Annotated in this window: 15 protein-coding genes; 11 read left to right on the forward strand and 4 right to left on the reverse strand. The window is 58.4% G+C overall.

Annotated features, from left to right (window positions below; all coding sequences use genetic code 11):
* From RTX98_RS09475 to RTX98_RS09490, 4 genes are all read right to left on the reverse strand, one after another.
* A partial coding sequence (locus RTX98_RS09475) for a TAT-variant-translocated molybdopterin oxidoreductase (protein WP_312796199.1) occupies positions 1 to 768 on the reverse strand: 768 nt, incomplete at its 3' end.
* Positions 769 to 856: 88 nt separating this feature from the next.
* Complete coding sequence (locus RTX98_RS09480; protein ID WP_312796200.1) at positions 857 to 1,525, reverse strand: cytochrome c3 family protein; 669 nt, start codon at positions 1,523 to 1,525, stop codon at positions 857 to 859.
* A gap of 537 nt (positions 1,526 to 2,062) precedes the next feature.
* The gene (locus tag RTX98_RS09485; protein ID WP_312796201.1) at positions 2,063 to 2,626 is read right to left on the reverse strand and encodes a DUF305 domain-containing protein; all 564 of its coding nucleotides are present in this window, start codon (positions 2,624 to 2,626) and stop codon (positions 2,063 to 2,065) included.
* Positions 2,627 to 3,107: 481 nt separating this feature from the next.
* Positions 3,108 to 5,504, reverse strand: coding sequence for an EAL domain-containing protein (locus RTX98_RS09490; RefSeq protein WP_312796202.1), 2,397 nt, complete (start codon positions 5,502 to 5,504; stop codon positions 3,108 to 3,110).
* A gap of 187 nt (positions 5,505 to 5,691) precedes the next feature.
* Here RTX98_RS09490 and RTX98_RS09495 point away from each other — a divergent pair, with 187 nt between their 5' ends.
* The 11 genes from RTX98_RS09495 (at position 5,692) to RTX98_RS09545 (ending at position 17,838) form a co-directional block, all read left to right on the forward strand.
* Positions 5,692 to 6,489 (forward strand): transporter substrate-binding domain-containing protein, encoded by a 798-nt coding sequence (locus RTX98_RS09495; protein ID WP_416223096.1) that lies wholly within the window; start codon positions 5,692 to 5,694, stop codon positions 6,487 to 6,489.
* Between the two features lie 138 nt (positions 6,490 to 6,627).
* On the forward strand, positions 6,628 to 7,395 hold the full coding sequence (locus RTX98_RS09500; protein ID WP_312796205.1) for a DeoR/GlpR family DNA-binding transcription regulator: 768 nt from the start codon (positions 6,628 to 6,630) through the stop codon (positions 7,393 to 7,395).
* Positions 7,396 to 7,508: 113 nt separating this feature from the next.
* The gene (gene glpD / locus RTX98_RS09505; protein ID WP_312796206.1) at positions 7,509 to 9,020 is read left to right on the forward strand and encodes a glycerol-3-phosphate dehydrogenase; all 1,512 of its coding nucleotides are present in this window, start codon (positions 7,509 to 7,511) and stop codon (positions 9,018 to 9,020) included.
* A 22-nt stretch (positions 9,021 to 9,042) separates the two neighbouring features.
* Positions 9,043 to 10,122, forward strand: a complete 1,080-nt coding sequence (locus RTX98_RS09510) for an ABC transporter ATP-binding protein (protein ID WP_312796207.1) — start codon at positions 9,043 to 9,045, stop codon at positions 10,120 to 10,122.
* 4 nt (positions 10,123 to 10,126) lie between these two features.
* A complete protein-coding gene (locus RTX98_RS09515) occupies positions 10,127 to 11,197 on the forward strand; it encodes an ABC transporter ATP-binding protein (RefSeq protein ID WP_312796208.1) in 1,071 nt (356 codons plus the stop codon).
* The gene (locus RTX98_RS09520; RefSeq protein WP_312796209.1) at positions 11,194 to 12,060 is read left to right on the forward strand and encodes a sugar ABC transporter permease; all 867 of its coding nucleotides are present in this window, start codon (positions 11,194 to 11,196) and stop codon (positions 12,058 to 12,060) included. The genes RTX98_RS09515 and RTX98_RS09520 overlap by 4 nt, the downstream gene beginning before the upstream one ends.
* A gap of 1 nt (position 12,061) precedes the next feature.
* Complete coding sequence (locus RTX98_RS09525; protein ID WP_312796210.1) at positions 12,062 to 12,961, forward strand: carbohydrate ABC transporter permease; 900 nt, start codon at positions 12,062 to 12,064, stop codon at positions 12,959 to 12,961.
* A gap of 15 nt (positions 12,962 to 12,976) precedes the next feature.
* Complete coding sequence (locus RTX98_RS09530) at positions 12,977 to 13,258, forward strand: DUF2160 domain-containing protein (protein ID WP_312796211.1); 282 nt, start codon at positions 12,977 to 12,979, stop codon at positions 13,256 to 13,258.
* A gap of 82 nt (positions 13,259 to 13,340) precedes the next feature.
* Complete coding sequence (locus tag RTX98_RS09535; protein WP_312796212.1) at positions 13,341 to 15,062, forward strand: ABC transporter substrate-binding protein; 1,722 nt, start codon at positions 13,341 to 13,343, stop codon at positions 15,060 to 15,062.
* A gap of 76 nt (positions 15,063 to 15,138) precedes the next feature.
* On the forward strand, positions 15,139 to 16,644 hold the full coding sequence (glpK, locus tag RTX98_RS09540; RefSeq protein ID WP_312796213.1) for a glycerol kinase GlpK: 1,506 nt from the start codon (positions 15,139 to 15,141) through the stop codon (positions 16,642 to 16,644).
* An 882-nt stretch (positions 16,645 to 17,526) separates the two neighbouring features.
* Positions 17,527 to 17,838 carry a helix-turn-helix transcriptional regulator gene (locus RTX98_RS09545; RefSeq protein WP_312796214.1) on the forward strand — a complete coding sequence of 104 codons (312 nt, stop codon included), beginning with the start codon at positions 17,527 to 17,529 and terminating at the stop codon, positions 17,836 to 17,838.
* Positions 17,839 to 18,857: the final 1,019 nt, after the last annotated feature.

Consider the following 18,857-nt stretch of genomic DNA (forward strand, 5'->3'; position numbering starts at 1 on the left):
CCGCCGCTCCGACCAGCGCTTTGCCTGCATGACCTGGCGCGGTCCCGGCCCGAGCAGATCGTCATCAAAGGAAACGATGACCTCCGCTCGATCCAGCCGCAAATGCCGGTCGAGCGGGCGGCCGAACACAAGCCGGGTCGCGTCATGCAAGGCGGCGTCATCGATCGGCTCATGACTATGCCAGCGCGCTTGCGGCCAGCGCGCCATCATCGCGCTGATCTGTTGTTGCAGAGTCGGCGAAGTCACGCACCCCGTGAGCAGCCGGAAACCGACACCGCCGCTGCGGTCGAGCATGGCGGATCGCTCAACCGCCGCCCGTTCCCAGGCAGACCAGGAGGCGGCCTCCCCCAGCAAGCGCGGACCCTGGCTGCGCGTTGGATCATAAAGCCCAAGCAGTGCTGCCTGCGTAAACGCATCGATCGCGCCGCCGCTCGCCGGATGGGCCGAATTGCCTTCCAGCTTCACCGGCCGGCCGGAATAGGTCTTGCCGAAAACCGGCTGCGCGTAGCCAGCAATTGATACCGCCGTCGCATAGAAGCGCGCGATGCCCTGCGTTTCGCCTTCCGGCACTTCCACATAAGGCAGCGCCGTTTCATCGGCCGTGGAACTGCATCCGGTGAGGCCGGCAAGCGCCAGCGACGCGCCCATCGCCTGCAAAAGCGAGCGACGATTGATGCCCTCCGCTGCCGGCGCGATCGAGGGAAACTCCGCCGCCAGCCTGGCCTTGAAGCTGTCGGTCCCGGCCAGCTCTTCCAGGCTGCGCCACAAGCTTCGGCCGCCTTTCAGCTCCGGTTTTTCAACGATCTGGGCTGGCTGGCTTTTTGGCAAAGCTTGCTCGCTTTTCATCACCGGCGCGTCAGCGATGACACGTGTTGCATTGAACGAGCTTGTCAGGCTCGATGCCGTAAGCCTGCACCATCAAGGCACCGTAATCCTTATGGGCTTGCGGGTCACGCTCCCAGTCCGACCAGTCCATCTGCGTCACCTGCTCGGGCGGACGAAGATGCGGCGCGGGATCGCGGTGGCAGCTCAAACACCATTGCATCTGGAATGGCTGCGCGCGCGCCGTCAGCGGCATCTCGTCGATGCGGCCATGACATTCCACGCAAGGCACGCCGCGCGTCACATGGATGGAATGGTTGAAGTAAACGTAATCCGGCACTTTCGCGACGCGGTTCCATTCGAGCGGCGTGCCGCTGGCAAAGCTCTGCCGCACCAGACCCAGCAAGGGCGCGCCGGTCCAGATCTGTGAATGGCAGGTCATGCAGACATGCGTTGCCGGCAGTCCCGCCTGCGCGCTGGTTTCCACGCCTGTATGGCAATACCGGCAATCGATGCCGAGGTTCTGCACGTGATGCTGATGGCTGAACGGCACGGGCTGGTCGCGAAACCATCCGACCATAGTGACATAGGAGGAGTCCGCAAGACCGCCCGCAAAGGCTGCCAATCCGAGCACCACCAGCAGCATGATCAGAAAAAAGGCTCGCAGCCGCGTGTCGGCCGACGCGGTGAAAATCTGCGCCATGCTCCTCCCGCACCTTCAAAATGCTCTCGGCGAGCCGCGTGAAAAGAAACTAGCATGCGGTTGGGGCCGCCACCATCACGGTTTTGCGGTGGAAGCGGAATTGAGTAGACCCACCTGGGAAGCGACAGCCGATATCTGACGGAGCAGCTATGCTGGCTCAGAATCAGCTTTCCGCCATTTGAGCGGCTGAGGATGTAGAATAGCAAAGCAGGCCCGTCCAAACACGGCTCGGCATATCGGATGGTGTGCTCACGGAACCACCGTAAAGACAGTAGCCATTCTGTTTCCCAGATCGAAAAACACAGCCCGACATCTCGCTGGTTGTTCTTCCTCTGGAAGGTATCATGCCGCGTCCGGTTTCGTGCGAGCCTTTCCTCGCCGCTCGCGAGTGCAACCGCTTTGCTGGCGATCGTGGTCCGTCCCTACATGCCAATTGATCCACTGATTAATAATCGGATCTGATGCCGTTGAGCTCCTCCTCGTACACCACACGAACCGCAGAGCCGGCAGACGCTTTTGGGGCACCTTAGCGGACGATTACTGAGTGGTTGTTGAGTTGGAGGTACGAACACCAGCTTCTGCATTTGTTTCTGGAGGCGGCGGCTGTGTTCCTTTATCACGATAAGACGGCAGGTCAGGCGCATCAGCCTGTGCAGGCTGCGCCTCCAAACGGGCAATCATCCGCTTCATTTCCTCGATCTCGCGCAGCTGCGCGTTGATGATCCTATCTGCAAGGATCCGAACCTCCGGATCGCGGATATGCGCGCGCTCGCTGGTCAGCACCGCGATCGAATGATGAGGGATCATAGCCTTCATGTAAGAGACGTCAGACACGGTTGCTTGGCTGCGGACCAGCCAAAGCGCCGCCGAAAAGATTACGACGCTTCCAACAAGCACAGCCGTGTTGAGCCGCTTGTTCCTATACATCGACCACATAAAGCCCATCATGATGAAAGCCATGACCGCTCCCATCAGGAGCGCCATCCACGTGCGTGTCTGACTGTAGAAGACGTGGTCCAGTGCATAGGTATTGAAATACATCAAACCAAACATGACGATCGTCGACACGGCGATCATCAAAGCAAAGCGCGCATAGCTCATCTGCTGCCCTCCTTTCGCTTCCAACAAGCCAGCGAGCAAGATGTTTCCAGATCCCCGCCCCCATCGGCACAAAGCCGACAGGCATGCCTTTCTTGCGCGATCAGAATGACGCCCTGAGCGGCCGGCGAAATGGGAAACCAGTTCGAAGTCTCAAAGGCCATAGATACAGGCCACACGAAGCCATTATGACATCTATCATGCAAAGCTGGATGAGTTGCTGATTAGCATGGCAGCTTAACTACACCGATCCTAGGCCGCCCACGTCTGAGGTTTTCCGCCTTGCGGCTTCATCATCCAGAAGCGGACCGGCCGGAAGCCACCACTTACTGCCATGACCGAGGAAACAAGCAGCTAGCACTGGTACCATGCCGCCCCCTCTTGCCGTCAATGATCAGTTCACGGCCTCGGCAATGGAGATAATCGCTGCCTAGCAGATGCAGTTTTCAAGGTTGCTCAGCACCACGTTTGAAAGAAACGCAGCCTAACTTTGAGCTCGTCCTAGTTCCCCTGAACGTCGTGGGGAAAATTCGCTCCTTGCTTGAAGTTCACCGAGTGGCATTGGCTTGGAGAAAAGGAAGCCTTGAAGGTCGGTGCATCCGAGGGCCACAAGAAAGTCCCGCTGCGCTTCGGTCTCTACACCTTCCGCAGTTGTCGAAATACTCAGAGTACGCGCGAGGCTCAGCAACCCTGACACGAGCGCGGCTCCATCCGCTCTGGCTCCGAGGAGCGCTACGAAAGATCTGTCGATCTTTATCCTATCTATGCCGAAATGCATGAGATGGCTTAGGGACGAGTACCCCGTGCCGAAGTCGTCAAGGGAGACCTGTACACCTCTTGCCCGAAGACGCCTCAATGCTCCGGCGATGTCGCGGCTGTCTTCAATCAGGGCGGACTCTGTTACTTCAAGTTCGAGACGTGACGGAGGCAAGCCTGTCTCAAGAAGCACGGTCTCAACCACATCCTCAAAGCCCGGCACTCGTAGTTGCGAAGGTGAGACATTTACGGCAACGAAGGTGTCTGGCGACCACTTTGCGGCAGCGCTGCAGGCCTCCCGCAGCACCCAACGACCCAGCAGTTCAAGCAAGCCACCCTCCTCCGCAAGCGGAATGAACTCGTCGGGTGCTAGAAAGCCATGCCGTGGGTGATGCCATCGGATCAACGCTTCCGCGCCAGAAGGACGGTAGCCATCCGACGCATGGTGGATTGTTTGGTAATAGAGGTCGAGTTTCCCGAAATTCTCGTCAAAGCCGAAGGTAGAAGCAGACTGGCCGTTTTGCCCCAGACCGCTGTCTTGCGAGTTCTCTAGCAGCTTGCGCAACTCGCCCTTGAGCGCTTCCCGTGCGTCGCGGCCCTCTTCCATGTCTGGCTGAAACAGCACAGATCTCCCGCGACCCTGGTTCTTGGCCTCGTACAAAGCAACATCGGCCTGTCTCAGAATCTCGCTTGCACTCCCTCCCGACGGCGGAAGAAGCGTCATGCCCGCCGACCCGCCTATGTGGGCCACAACCTCCCCTGCCCGGAGATGGAAGGGACGGCTTAGTTCGGATACAAGCGCCTTGCATTTGTCACCAAGGGTAGTTTCTTCCCTGCCGCTGTTGCAGATCAGGAGCGCAAACTCGTCGCCACCAATCCTGGCCAGGACGTCAGCCGGTCCAATTACGGATCGCATGCGCTCGGCGGCCGTACGGATCAGTTCGTCCCCGGCCGCGTGACCGAAACGGTCATTCACGGCCTTGAAGCGGTCGAGGTCGATCAGGGCAATCGCGGATCGCTGATCAGACACCGGCTTTTGTGCAAGACAATCTTCCAGCTGAGCCGAGAAATAGGCGCGGTTTGGCAAGGCTGTCAGGACATCGTGGCTTGCCAGATGCCGGGCATTGGCTTCGCTGAGCTTGAGTTCGATCAGGCTCGTTCTGAGACGTTTAAGAAGCAGCAGGAAGAGGACGGCAATAACAAGTGCTGCGCCTAGCAAGGCAGGCAGAAGGCGTCCAATGACCCTGGAGCCAGGCAGGTCGGGGCTCCAGACGATGAAGCCGATCGGTTCTCCGGTTGCGCCGGCATCAATCTGAACGGCAACTTCATTGGGATCGGGATCTGCCGAGCGAGCAAACCGGGCACCATTCAATCCTTGCTCGCGGCTTAGATCGTCAAGCGCGGCACCGTCCAGGAAGCGGATTGCGATCAGATATCGCATGTCTTGCGAAGTGAGAGGCAGCTCTCTTGAGCTGAGATCCTCGGCACGATTTATTGGCGCGATACCGGCAATTGTGGGACGGCCCTCGAGGCGCATCAGTTCAGCGAAGCTGCCGCGACGAGAACTTGATTCCGACGAGTTGGCGAGGACATTGTTGTTGGACATTCGACGAGCCGGATTCGCGCCAGGCTGTCTTTCACGCAGCAGCGGCAGCAGCAGCGGTCGAATCCATCGATAGCGTGCCTCCACTTCGGGACCCGAGCGCATCGCCAATTGTCCGTTGCCATCAACCACGAATGCTTGGTCGTAACCGAACACGGCAACAACGATCTTGCTTATCGTTTCCGCGGATTCCGGCCCAGCTACCTCCGACGCCAAGGCATCGCCGCTGCTGACCGGACTAGGAACACGGCTGACTTGCGAGGACAATAAAGCCATGTAGCCGGAGCTCACCTGGTCGATCGCTTCGGCCACCTGGTCGACCTGTTCGTGAAGGCGTTGATTAATGAGCGACCGCTGACGTTCAAGCGCAGCGGCATCGCTTTCAGCACCAGCCCAGAGGCCGGACAGAACGACGAGGCCTAGGGTTGCGAGTCCAATGCCCCCAATCAACCACAGGACGCTGCTGGAAGCATTTGCAGCGCAGTAAATTAGATAGCCAGGCTCTGGAAGTTTAAGACGCACAGACAATCCCCCACTAAGGCGGAGTATCTCGCCAATGCGTTGAGCATGCCTTACGAAACAACTGGAACTTGCATTTATGATTACATTGAAACGTCGATCCCGATTTCAATTTATCTTAAGCTGTTTCCGGCCACCGTTGTTGCGCACCGGAGCCGATTTGCGTTGCTCCATACAGCCGGGAGGTCTCATGCGCTTCGCCAATGCGTCACCGCTTTTCCCTGCGCTCTTCGCGGCTGTAAGTATCCTGATGATCGCCTTTCCAGACTTCAGCCAGGCGCAGAACAAAGAGATCACCAAGATTGCGGTGGAAGGCAGCTTTCCGCCCTTCAACTATGTCGATGCGGAGAACAGACTTCAGGGCTTCGACGTCGAGATTGCTCGCGCGCTTTGCGAGACTGCAAATCTTTCATGCGAGTTCATCATCCAGAAATGGGATGACATGATCCCGAACCTGAACGCGCGCCATTACGATGCTATCGTTTCCTCGATGTCGATGAGCGAGGAGAGACAGAAGCTCGTTTCCTTCACGAACAGCTATTATTCCAGCCCTTCGGTTTTCGTCGTTCGCAAGGAAACAAAGATGCTTGACTTCCAGTCGAGGTCTCTGGGCGGCCTCGCTATTGGCGTCACTCTGGATACAGTACAGGCAGCTTACGTCGCCGAGTTCTTCCCCGATGCAAAGGTGACGATCTTTCCCTCATCGCCTGATCTCTACAAAGGTCTCGCGGAAGGAAGCATCGACGTAGCGTTCGAGGACAAACTCGCGATCTATGACTGGCTGACAAACACAAAAGCGGGTGGCTGCTGCGAGTTCACAGGCAACGACATCATCGATCCCAAATTTTTCGGTGACGGTGCCGGGATCGCCATCCGCAAGGCAGATGACGACCTCCGCGCAAAATTCAACACTGCACTGGCCGAAATCACTTCGAACGGAACCTACGACGCTATCAACGCCAAATACTTCCCGTTCAGCATTCGATAAGCGTAAACTGCGTCGCGAAGGTGCAGTGTCGGAAGCAAAATCAGCTTCGATAAGCGCTTGAGAACCCACCTGCGCCATCTCACCACTTGCCATCTGACAGTCGTCACCCGAAAAGGAAACGAACCTGGAGGCGGCGGCGTGTTTCTTTCTGAACGGCATGCAACGATCATCGCATTGGCCAAGGAGAATGGCCGTGTTCTGGTCGGTGATCTGGCTGCGCATTTCAATGTCACTCCGCAAACGATCCGCAAGGAACTGAACGACCTTTGCAATCAGCGCCTGCTGACGCGCACCCATGGCGGTGCACTGTTTCCATCGGGCATAGAGAACATGGAATACGAAGCGCGGCGTCTCATCGCCGCCGCCGAAAAAGATGCGATCGGTCGGGCAGCGGCCGACATCATCCCGAACAATGCATCGCTGTTCGTCAATATCGGCACGACCACGGAAGCTGTTTCGGAAGCTTTGCTCGCTCATAGCGGCCTCATGGTGATCACCAACAACATCAACGTCGCCAACCGGATGCGTGTTTATCCATCAATCGAAGTCATCATCGCCGGGGGCGTCGTGCGCGGCTCGGATGGCGGCATTGTCGGCGAGGCAGCGGTGGATTTCATTCGTCAGTTCAAGGTCGATTATGCCGTGATTGGCGCATCCGCGATCGACCATGATGGAGCGTTGCTGGATTTTGATCTTCGCGAAGTAAAGGTCGCGCAGGCAATCATTGCCAATGCCCGCCATGTCATCCTTGTAGCCGACGCCACCAAGCTGGAGCGCACTGCGCCTGTACGGATCGGGCAGCTTGCGCAGGTCGACACCTTCATTACCGACCGATGCGACGTCGAAGCCTTACGCACAATCTGCGCCCAAAACGATGTTCGCCTTGTTGAGACCAGCATCAACTAAGTCGACATAGCGTTTGACATTCGTTTCGGTTTCAAACTAAACTCGCTTACTTTCGCTATGGTGCGGGATAAGCATCAGGCGGGGGTTGGAGGAGCTCTTTCAGCGGCGGGCGGATGTACGACATCCTTGTCATCGGCGGTGGCGTCAACGGCTGCGGTATTGCCCGCGATGCCGCAGGACGCGGCTATTCAGTGCTGCTCGCGGAAATGAATGACCTCGCCAGCGGCACGTCGTCCTGGTCTACCAAGCTCATTCATGGCGGCTTACGCTATCTGGAACATTACGAGTTTCGGCTGGTGCGCGAGGCGCTGATAGAGCGCGAGGTTCTGTGGCGGAATGCGCCGCACATCATCTGGCCGATGCGCTTTGTGCTGCCTCATGCTCAGGGCCTTCGGCCTGCCTGGCTGATCCGCCTCGGGCTGTTTCTCTACGACAACCTGGGTGGCCGCCGCCTTCTACCCCCTACCAGCACGCTCGACATGCGCAGCGATCCAGCCGGAATGCCGCTGAAGCCCGGGTTTGCAAAAGCGTTCGAATATTCGGACTGCTGGGTCGACGATGCCCGTCTGGTTGTCCTGAATGCGCGAGACGCGGCTGATCGCGGCGCTGAGATTCTGACCCGAACCAAAGTGGTGCGCGCCGTGCGTGATGGAGACCACTGGCGCGCCACGCTCAGCGACACGATCAGTGGCGAAAAGCGTGACATCACGGCTCGCCTGATCGTCAATGCGGCGGGTCCTTGGGTCGATCATGTCATTGCCGATGCGCTGAACGTTCCGGGAAAGCATCATGTTCGGCTGGTTCAGGGAAGCCACATCGTGGTGCGCCGAAAGTTCAGCGACCCGCGCGCCTACTTCTTCCAGAATCGTGATGGGCGGATCATCTTCGCTATTCCCTACGAGACGGATTTCACACTGATCGGCACGACGGACCGTGATTATACCGGTGAGCCCGGCTCGGCCGCGATATCGCAGGAAGAGACCGACTATCTCTGCGCAGCCGCCAGCGAATATTTCCGTGAGCCTGTTCGGCGCGAAGACATCGTGTGGACTTATTCCGGTGTCCGACCGCTCTACGACGATGGCGCGTCCAAGGCGCAGGAAGCGACGCGCGACTATGTTCTGAAATCCGAAGGTGGACCGGGGCAAGCGCCGCTCGTGAACATCTTTGGCGGCAAGATCACGACTTATCGTCGATTGGCGGAGTCGATGCTGCAAAAAATCGAGGCGCTGATCGGTCGTAAGGGCAGCGCCTGGACGGCGACGGCACCGCTTCCGGGCGGCGATTTTCCGGTTGAGGGCTTCGATGAGGAAGCCGACCGGCTTTTGCGCGATTACCCGTTCTTGGCGTCAAACGGCGCCCGCCGCCTGTCGCGGCTCTATGGCACGCGTGCCCGCTTCTTCCTCGGCAATGCGAATGCTGAAGCTGATTTGGGTCAAGTGTTCGGCCACGGCTTGACGGAAGCTGAGGTTCGGTACCTGATGGACCAGGAATGGGCGTTGACGGCGCAAGACGTCCTTTGGCGCCGCACCAAGATCAGCCTACACCTGGATGAGCGCCAAGTCGCTGTCCTCGAAGATTTTATAAGGACGACCGCCAAGCGATATCGACCCGCAGCGGAATAGAGCAAGACGGAGGGAGGCCGGAATGCTCGAAATCAGAAACGTCTCGACGTTGGTGGGTGGCCGAACGCATATCGATGGCGTTTCGATCAACCTCGAACGTGGCACGCTCAACGTTCTGCTTGGCCCCACCCTTTCGGGCAAGACCTCGTTGATGCGCCTGATGGCAGGGCTCGACCGGCCGACATCAGGCCAGGTGCTTGTTGATGGCAAGGACGTCACTGGCGTTCCGGTACAGAAGCGCAACGTCGCGATGGTGTACCAGCAGTTCATCAACTACCCCGCGATGACGGTCTACGAAAACATCGCTTCGCCGCTGCGTGTCGCCGGCAAGGACAAGGCCGCCATCGACAAGGCGGTCCGCGACGCTGCCGCCCTGCTGAAGCTGACGCCCTATCTGGACCGCATGCCACTCAGCCTTTCTGGCGGCCAGCAGCAGCGAACGGCTTTGGCACGAGCGATTGTCAAGAATGCCGAGCTGGTTCTGCTCGACGAGCCGCTGGCCAATCTCGACTACAAACTGCGCGAGGAACTTCGAGCCGAACTGCCTCGCTTGTTCGCCGCAACGGGCGCCGTCTTCGTTTACGCGACCACTGAGCCCCATGAGGCCCTGCTGCTGGGCGGCAACACAGCCACTCTTTCCGAAGGGCGCATTACGCAGTTCGGGCCGACTGTCGACGTGTTCCGCAAACCGCTTGATTTGATAACGGCGCGAACTTTTGCCGACCCGCCGCTGAACACGCTGCCCGTGCGAAAGGCAGGCACCCGTCTCGAGATTGAGGGTGGACCCGCCTTGCCTTTGCCGCCGAATGCGAACGCCACAGCGGACGGCCCCTATACGATCGCCATCCAGCCGCACCACCTCTCACTGTCGACACCCGCTGGAGAGGCCATCGCGCTCAAAGGCCGCGTTTCGATCGTGGAGATCACCGGCTCAGAAAGCTTCGTGCATCTCGATTTTTCCGGCACGCGCTGGGTCATGCTTGCTCATGGTATCCACCAGTTCGAGCAGGGCGACGAGGTCAATTTCTGGCTCGAGCCCCGCCACATCATGGTCTTCGACGCAAACGGACAGGCAGCGGCATCGCTGGCGGAGGCTGCGTAAAACGATGGCACGCATCGACCTTGACCATATCCGGCACGCATACGGGGCACGCACGCAGAAGCCGGCTCAATATGCGCTGAAAGAGGTGCATCACACCTTTGAGGACGGCGGCGCCTACGCCCTGCTCGGTCCATCCGGCTGCGGCAAGACCACCCTGCTCAACATCATCTCCGGCCTGGTGCAATCATCCGAAGGGCGCATTCTGTTCAACGGACGGGACGTGACGCCGCTTTCGACCCAGGAGCGCAACATCGCCCAAGTGTTCCAGTTTCCGGTCATCTACGACACGATGACGGTTTACGACAATCTGGCCTTCCCGCTGCGCAACCGGGGCGTGGCCGAACGGGAGGTGGACCGCACGGTTCGCGAAATCCTGGCCATGATCGACCTGGAGAGCTGGACCAACCGCAAAGCACGGGGGCTTACGGCCGACCAGAAGCAGAAGATTTCGCTCGGCCGCGGCCTCGTGCGTGCCGATGTCAACGCCATCCTGTTCGACGAACCGCTGACGGTCATCGATCCGCACATGAAGTGGGTTTTGCGCTCGCAGCTGAAGCAGCTCCACAAGCGCTTCGGCTACACGATGGTCTATGTCACGCACGACCAAACCGAGGCGCTGACCTTTGCAGACCAGGTTGTCGTGATGTTCGAAGGCGAGATCGTCCAGATTGGAACGCCAGCCGAACTTTTCGCGCGCCCCGAACACACCTTTGTAGGCTATTTCATCGGCTCGCCCGGCATGAACGTGCTGCCGGTGACATTAGAGGGCGGGACCGCGAGGATCGGCACCAACGAAATTCAACTGCACACCGCGCCAGCCCAAGCTCCAAACGGCAAGATCGAACTCGGCATCCGGCCTGAATTCGTGCGGATCGGGCGCGAGGGGATGCCTGCTACGGTTACCAAGGTCGAGGATGTCGGCCGCCACCGTATCGTACGCGCCAAAGTGGAAGGGCACGAGGTTGCGGCGATCCTTGGTGAGGATGACGAAATCCCAACCGAGCCTCGGATGATCTTCGACCCGGCCGGCATCAATCTCTACGCCGACAACTGGCGAGTGGAAACGGCGCAATGAACAAGACCTGGAACAACAAGGCTTGGTTCATGGTGCTGCCCGTTCTTTTGCTGGTGGCGCTCTCGGCGGTCATTCCGCTGATGACGGTGGTCAACTATTCGGTCCAGGACACGTTCGGAAACAACCAGTTCTTCTGGGCGGGCACGGAATGGTTCCAGGAGATGCTGACTTCGGACCGCTTCTGGGCCGCGATGGGCCGCAATCTGATGTTTTCGGCCATCGTGCTGGCGATAGAAATTCCGCTGGGGATCGTCATTGCGCTGAACATGCCGAAATCCGGGTGGGGCGTGCCGGTATGCCTTGTCTCGATGGCTTTACCGCTCCTCATTCCCTGGAACGTCGTCGGCACGATTTGGCAGGTTTTCGGACGCGTCGATATCGGCTTGCTCGGATATTCGCTGCGCCAGATTGGTATCGACTACAACTACGTCAACGATCCATTCGACGCCTGGGTAACGGTAATCGTCATGGACGTGTGGCACTGGACCAGCCTCGTCGTCCTGCTTTGCTATGCGGGCCTCGTCTCGATCCCGGATGCCTATTATCAGGCTGCAAAGATCGACGGCGCTTCGCGGTGGGCCGTGTTTCGCTACATCCAGCTGCCGAAGATGAACCGCGTCCTGTTGATTGCCGTGCTGCTGCGCTTCATGGACAGTTTCATGATCTACACCGAACCGTTCGTGGTCACCGGCGGCGGACCAGGCAACGCGACGACCTTCCTGTCGATCGATCTGGTCAAGATGGCGGTGGGCCAATTCGACATCGGCCCTGCGGCAGCCATGTCGATCATCTACTTCCTGATCATTCTGCTCATGTCATGGGTCTTCTACACGGTCATGACCAACTACGATGCGGAGCGGTGACATGAACAACACCGTATCGCGCGTTGACCTGGCCGGCACGGCAGCACCATCGCTTGCAGCCTCCGACAAGCTCGCCCGTTCGATGCGCCGACGCGGCGACGAGAGCCGCTTCTGGTGGCTGGTTCCCCTGCTCTACATCCTGTTCCTGATGCTGCCGATCTACTGGCTCATGAACATGAGCTTTAAGACGAACCAGGAGATCCTCGGCACATTTTCGCTGTGGCCGCAGAGCCCGACGCTTCGGAACTACCAGGTCATTCTGACAGACCCATCCTGGTACAAGGGTTACATCAACTCGATCATCTACGTGGTCATGAACACGGTAATTGCGGTGACAGCAGCCCTGCCCGCGGCCTATGCCTTTTCCCGCTATCGGTTCCTCGGCGACAAACACCTGTTCTTTTGGCTTTTGACCAATCGCATGGCGCCACCGGCGGTCTTCGCCTTGCCCTTCTTCCAGCTTTATTCAGCCTTCGGGCTCATCGACACGCACATCGCGGTGGCGCTCGCGCATTGCCTGTTCAACGTGCCGCTGGCGGTGTGGATCTTGGAGGGCTTCATGTCGGGGGTGCCGAAGGAGATCGACGAGACCGCCTATATCGACGGCTATTCCTTTCCGCGTTTCTTCGTGAAGATCTTCATGCCGCTCATCGCGAGCGGCGTCGGTGTCGCAGCGTTCTTCTGCTTCATGTTCTCTTGGGTCGAACTGTTGCTCGCCCGCACATTGACGACCACCGAAGCCAAGCCGATCTCCGCGATCATGACGCGCACCGTTTCCGCTTCCGGTCTCGACTGGGGCGTCCTGGCGGCAGCTGGAGTTCTGACCATCATCCCCGGTGCACTCGTGATCTGGTTCGTGCGCAACTACATCGCCAAGGGCTTCGCCCTTGGTCGGGTCTGAGCGGAGGATTTGACCATGAACCTTTCCTGGATGGCTTGGACCCTGCCGACCGCAGCCTTTTTCGTCATGATCCTGCTTTTGCTGGTCGGCATGGCAGCCTGGGAATACGCCTCTCCTGGCGGTAATCCGCGCGTCGGTATCCTGCGCTTCGAGACGACGCGCGGCGACCGGCTCTTCGTCTCGCTGCTCGGCAGCGCTTTTATCCATCTCACATGGCTCGGGCTGATCGGTCCCAATCTGTGGTGGGCACTCGCTCTTTCGGTGGTTTACGCGATCGGCGTCTTCCGTTTCGTCTGAGGGAGGACTTGTGGTTCCGGCTGGAAGGCCGGAGCCAAATGCTAGGGAAGTGAACGCGTCGCTTTTCCAGGGAGGAACGAACATGCGACTGAATTTATTGGCTTCCAGCAGCGCGCTCGTGCTGCTTTGCGGCTTGGGCACCGCTCATGCTGGTATGGATGAGGCGAAAGCCTTCCTTGACGCGGAGATCGGCGACATGTCGACGCTCGACCGTGCCGCGCAGGAAAAGGAAATGCAGTGGTTCGTGGATGCGGCCAAGCCCTTTGCGGGCATGGACATCAAGGTCGTTTCGGAAACACTGACAACGCATGAATACGAATCCAAGACGCTGGCCAAGGCGTTCTCGGAAATTACGGGCATCAACCTGACCCACGACCTCATCGGCGAGGGCGATGTCGTCGAAAAACTGCAAACACAGATGCAGTCCGGCGAGAATGTGTACGATGCCTATGTCAACGACAGCGATCTGATCGGCACGCATTGGCGCTATCAGCAGGCACGCTCGCTGACCAAGTGGATGGCGAACGAAGGCAAGGACGTCACGAGCCCGACGCTCGACCTTCCCGACTTCATCGGCACCAAGTTTACCACTGCGCCTGACGGAGATCTGTACCAGCTTCCCGACCAGCAGTTCGCAAACCTCTACTGGTTCCGCTACGATTGGTTCAACGACGAGAAGAACAAGGCCGACTTCAAGGCGAAGTACGGCTACGACCTGGGCGTTCCCGTAAACTGGTCTGCCTATGAGGACATTGCCGAGTTCTTCACCGGCCGCGAGATCGACGGCAAGAAGGTCTATGGCCACATGGACTACGGCAAGAAGGATCCGTCGCTCGGCTGGCGTTTCACCGACGCTTGGCTTTCGATGGCCGGCAATGGTGACAAGGGCCTGCCGAACGGTCTTCCGGTCGACGAGTGGGGCATCAAGGTCGACGAGAACTCGCGTCCCGTCGGCTCCTGCGTGGCTCGCGGCGGCGACACGAATGGCCCGGCTTCGGTCTATGCGATCCAGAAATATCTCGACTGGATCAAAGCCTATGCGCCGCCGGCTGCACAAGGCATGACCTTCGGTGAGTCTGGTCCCGTACCGAGCCAGGGCGAGGTTGCCCAGCAGATGTTCACCTACACGGCATTCACGGCCGATTTCGTCAAGCCAGGCCTGCCAGTGGTGAATGCGGACGGCACGCCGAAATGGCGTTTCGCCCCCTCGCCCCATGGCGTCTACTGGAAGGACGGCATGAAGCTCGGCTACCAGGACGTGGGCTCCTGGACCCTGCTGAAGTCGACCCCTGATGATCGCGCGAAAGCCGCCTGGCTCTACGCACAGTTCGTTACCTCAAAGACCGTGGACGTGAAGAAGAGCCATGTCGGCCTGACGCTCACGCGTGAATCGACCATCCAGCACAAGTCGTTTACCGACCGCGCCCCGAAGCTCGGAGGACTGATCGAGTTCTACCGTTCGCCCGCGCGTGTCCAGTGGTCGCCGACCGGTACGAACGTCCCGGACTATCCGAAGCTTGCGCAGCTTTGGTGGCAGGCAGTCGGCGACGCTTCGTCAGGTGCAAAGACCGCGCAGGAGGCGATGGACTCACTTTGCTCCGAACAGGAAAAGGTCATGGAGCGTCTCGAGCGCGCAGGCGTTCAGGGCGATTTCGGACCGAAGATGGCCGAGGAGCACGATCTCGAATACTGGAACAAAGATGCAGTCGCCAAGGGCAACCTTGCGCCTCAGCTCAAGATCGAGAACGAGAAAGAAAAGCCGATGACCGTCAACTACGACGAGCTGGTGAAGAGCTGGCAATAGTCGCTTCGGCTAGGAAGTGAGGCGGGCGGGCGAACGATCGCCCGTTCCTTGGCAGCGGTGCAAACCGGACAAGAGAATGAAAAAGCATATCCTCGCCATCGACCAGGGCACGACATCGTCGCGCGCAATCGTCTTCGACACGAAGATGGACATCATCGCAGCCGGACAGAAGGAATTCGAGCAACACTATCCACAATCCGGCTGGGTCGAGCATGACCCGGAAGACATCTGGGATACTGTTGTCTGGTCGGTCAACGAGGCGCTCAACACTGCCAGGCTGAAGGCGGACGACCTCGCCGCGATTGGCATCACCAACCAGCGCGAGACCGTCGTGATCTGGGATCGCGCGTCGGGCAAGCCGATCTACAACGCGATCGTCTGGCAGGACCGGCGGGGAGCGTCGTTGTGCCGGACGTTGCGGGAAGAAGGGTACGAGCCGACCTTCTCCCAGAAGACGGGTCTGCTGCTCGATCCGTACTTCTCCGGCACCAAGATCGCCTGGCTGCTGGACAATGTTCCAGGTGCGAGAGAGCGCGCCGAGCGGGGCGTACTGGCTGCGGGAACGATCGACACGTTCCTGATCTGGCGTCTGACAGCCGGCAAGGTTCACGCAACGGATGCGACCAACGCTTCACGCACACTGATCTACAACATCGTTGAGAACCAGTGGGACAAGGAACTGCTCGACATTCTGAGGATTCCGGCTTCGCTGCTTCCTCAGGTGCATGATTGCGCCGCCGACTATGGCTTCACCGACAGGTCGCTGTTTGGGGTGGAAATACCGATCCTCGGCGTCGCCGGCGATCAGCAGGCGGCTACAATCGGGCAGGCATGCTTCGAGCCGGGTATGATCAAGTCGACCTACGGCACTGGCTGCTTCGCCGTCCTGAACACAGGCAAGGAGATCGTGCGATCGGAGAACCGGCTCCTCACCACCATCGCCTACCGGCTGAACGGTGAAACCACCTATGCCCTTGAGGGCTCGATCTTCATCGCGGGCGCGGCAGTGCAATGGCTGCGCGATGGCGCCCGGATGATCTCGAAGGCAGCCGACGCCGGGGAACTTGCCGAACAGGCAGACCCGACCCAGACAATCTATTTCGTCCCCGCCTTCGTCGGCCTCGGTGCGCCGCACTGGGATGCGGACGCACGGGGGGCGATCTATGGGCTCACCCGCAACACCGGTCCGGCCGAGTTCGCACGGGCCACGCTCGAATCCGTCGCGTTCCAAACCAGCGATTTGCTCGATGCGATGCACAAGGACTGGAAGTCCAGCGGAACAAACACTGTGCTGCGCGTCGACGGCGGCATGGTAGCTTCCGATTGGACCATGCAGCGGCTCGCCGACATCCTGGATGCGCCCGTCGATCGTCCGCGCATTCTGGAAACCACCGCGCTCGGTGCAGCCTGGCTGGCCGGCAGCCGATCTGGCCTATGGCCACAAGAAACGGGATTTGCAGATAGCTGGGCGCTGGAACGGCGGTTCCAGCCGACCATGGGAGACGGCGAGCGGCTAAAAGCAATCAAAGGGTGGCGTGAAGCCGTGAAGCGCACATTGTCAGATCCACCGACCCACGACTGACTGACGCAGGAAAGCTAAAAGCTGCCTGTCCTTGTCCTACCAAGTTCGTCAGCGTAAACGAGCTGTCGACTTCCCACTGCGCCGACCATGCGTTTGATCGCAGGCGCGTGAAAGCGCTTGTGTGGTATAATCGCCATGAGGACATGGCCTGCGACCAGAACCGCCAACGTCGAGATCAGGCTCCGTGCTCACCCGTCCGCTGTAGGTGCATGCCAGCACGGTCTTGCTTTTCGTGTCAGGTCGAACACGCCACTGGCTGATGCGCGATTGTCTGGCGCGCTGCCGTTCACAAAAGGTCGCTACTCCCGAGTCGCGCCACCTAGCTTTGGCAGGGCAGAAATTCGGATTTGAACAGTAGCTTAGAATGTTTATAACTTGCATTTGCAAGTGACGAAGGCCAGGCGCGAGATTGGCACTTCCTTGATGGCTAATGCGCTTAGCGTGTTCCTGCCTTGTCGCGGCGCCGGCGCAAACAGGAAGCGAGCTTGAAGCGAGTTACCACGTAATTCAGATCGCGATCATCATTGCCTCGATGTTAATGGTCGACTCTGTGAGCGCAGAGCAAGCGTTGTGAGCAGTGCAGACCGTCGCGTCGAGCCTCGTCCGGCATGACGATGGTGGAGTACGAAGGTGAGCTTCTATTGGACTTGTTGAAACAAGCCGGATCATGGATCTGCCGGGTCACCATGCCGAGCTTCAGCATACGTTTTTGGTAACAGCGCGCGAGGGCTATTCGGTGGCCTTCTCAATCGGCGAGATCAGTCCCGACTTCGGAAGCAGGCCCATGATAATCAAAAAAAACTTGCACGGAAAACCCTTGCTGCCGAGCGAGTAAGTAAGTTGTGTACCCACCCTCAGAAAGAGGTGGCCTCGGGGGAGGCCTTGAAGCTTCGAAAGCAGACCGGAAAGTGGTTGCAGCGCCTACGAGAGGCCGCTGGTTTGTCCCAAGGCGAACTCTCCAAGGCTTTAGGGATGCGTTGCTACTCATTTGTATCGCAAGTTGAGTATGCGCGCGTGCCTCCCGGGCAGCTCGGCCAATGGGCAGATGCGCTGAACATCCCGCCGCGTCAGTTCGCAATCACGTTAATGAGCCATTATGATCCTGTGAATTACAAGAGCATCTTTGAAGGCAACGACGCTCCGACTGCATCAGGTAAAGAAATATACTTTTCTGATTGCGAACTTGAAGGATAGATTTTTTCATATCTAGCCTTGATACTTCATGTCTTCATATGGATGATGGCAAAGTTTAGCCATACAGCGTTTTCTATTCAGGTGAAGCCTATAAGAGAATAGTCCTAGATTTGACTTTTTGATCGCAGTAAAAGACACTTGCGTTTGATGATCCGGTAGATTTCGATCCCAACCTTCAAACCATTTCCAGGTAGCTGCTTGGAGGATGACTCATAGCGCCGCCATCGGTTGAGGCGCATGATAACCTCCTAGAGGAACACGTCACGTGCTCCTTCCACATTCCGTCATTTGGATTACTCGGCGAAGACATCTGCGATGATCGCGTGGTTAAGCGCGCCAGATAAGTGGATCCTTGAGTATTCAGGATTCCATCTTATTCTTGCTCAGCGTGCGTTCAAGGCGCGTAGGAGCTTCTTTGATTCACGATTCTGGGAAGCAGTCACCACATCTTAATCGGCGTCTACAGCAGCATGGCCAACCTCAAGCAGTCAGCGCTTCAATGCAAATAGGTGGAGCGAGCGATGCCGCGTGCGTAGGCCACTTATCAGCGGCGACCTCGCTGCATGGAGGTGATCACTTCAACGCTCCCGGACGGGACGTAAAGGCTTATGGCATGGTCTACGCCTTGGCGCATGCTTATGTTTCACTGAGATGCCAAACCTGCGATAAAGTTTGGTGCGCTCAAGCTCAAGCCTTGGATCAACCCCCATTGGCGGTACACAAAGCCGCCAGGCTAGCGCTTTTCCGATAGGTAGGTCGCTCAACATTAATCGTCCGAACGTTTCGCTCGGCTGCAACTGCTGTTGAACTATAGGCTTTAAAGACCGGAGCATGATGGACCGCTGGACATGGCGTAGAGGAGGTTTATCAGCGCTAGCCTTTTTGATCAGGTATTTATACATGAAATCAGCGCAGGGGGCAGGCTCTAGCTTCTGCGCGCAAGTACCTGCGATAGGACGAATTTGGCCGACGAACAATATGCGGTAGCGATCAAGCAAGCTTGTTTGCAAAAGGGCTCC

Source organism: Tianweitania sp., assembly GCF_032053605.1.
Lineage (GTDB): Bacteria > Pseudomonadota > Alphaproteobacteria > Rhizobiales > Rhizobiaceae > Tianweitania.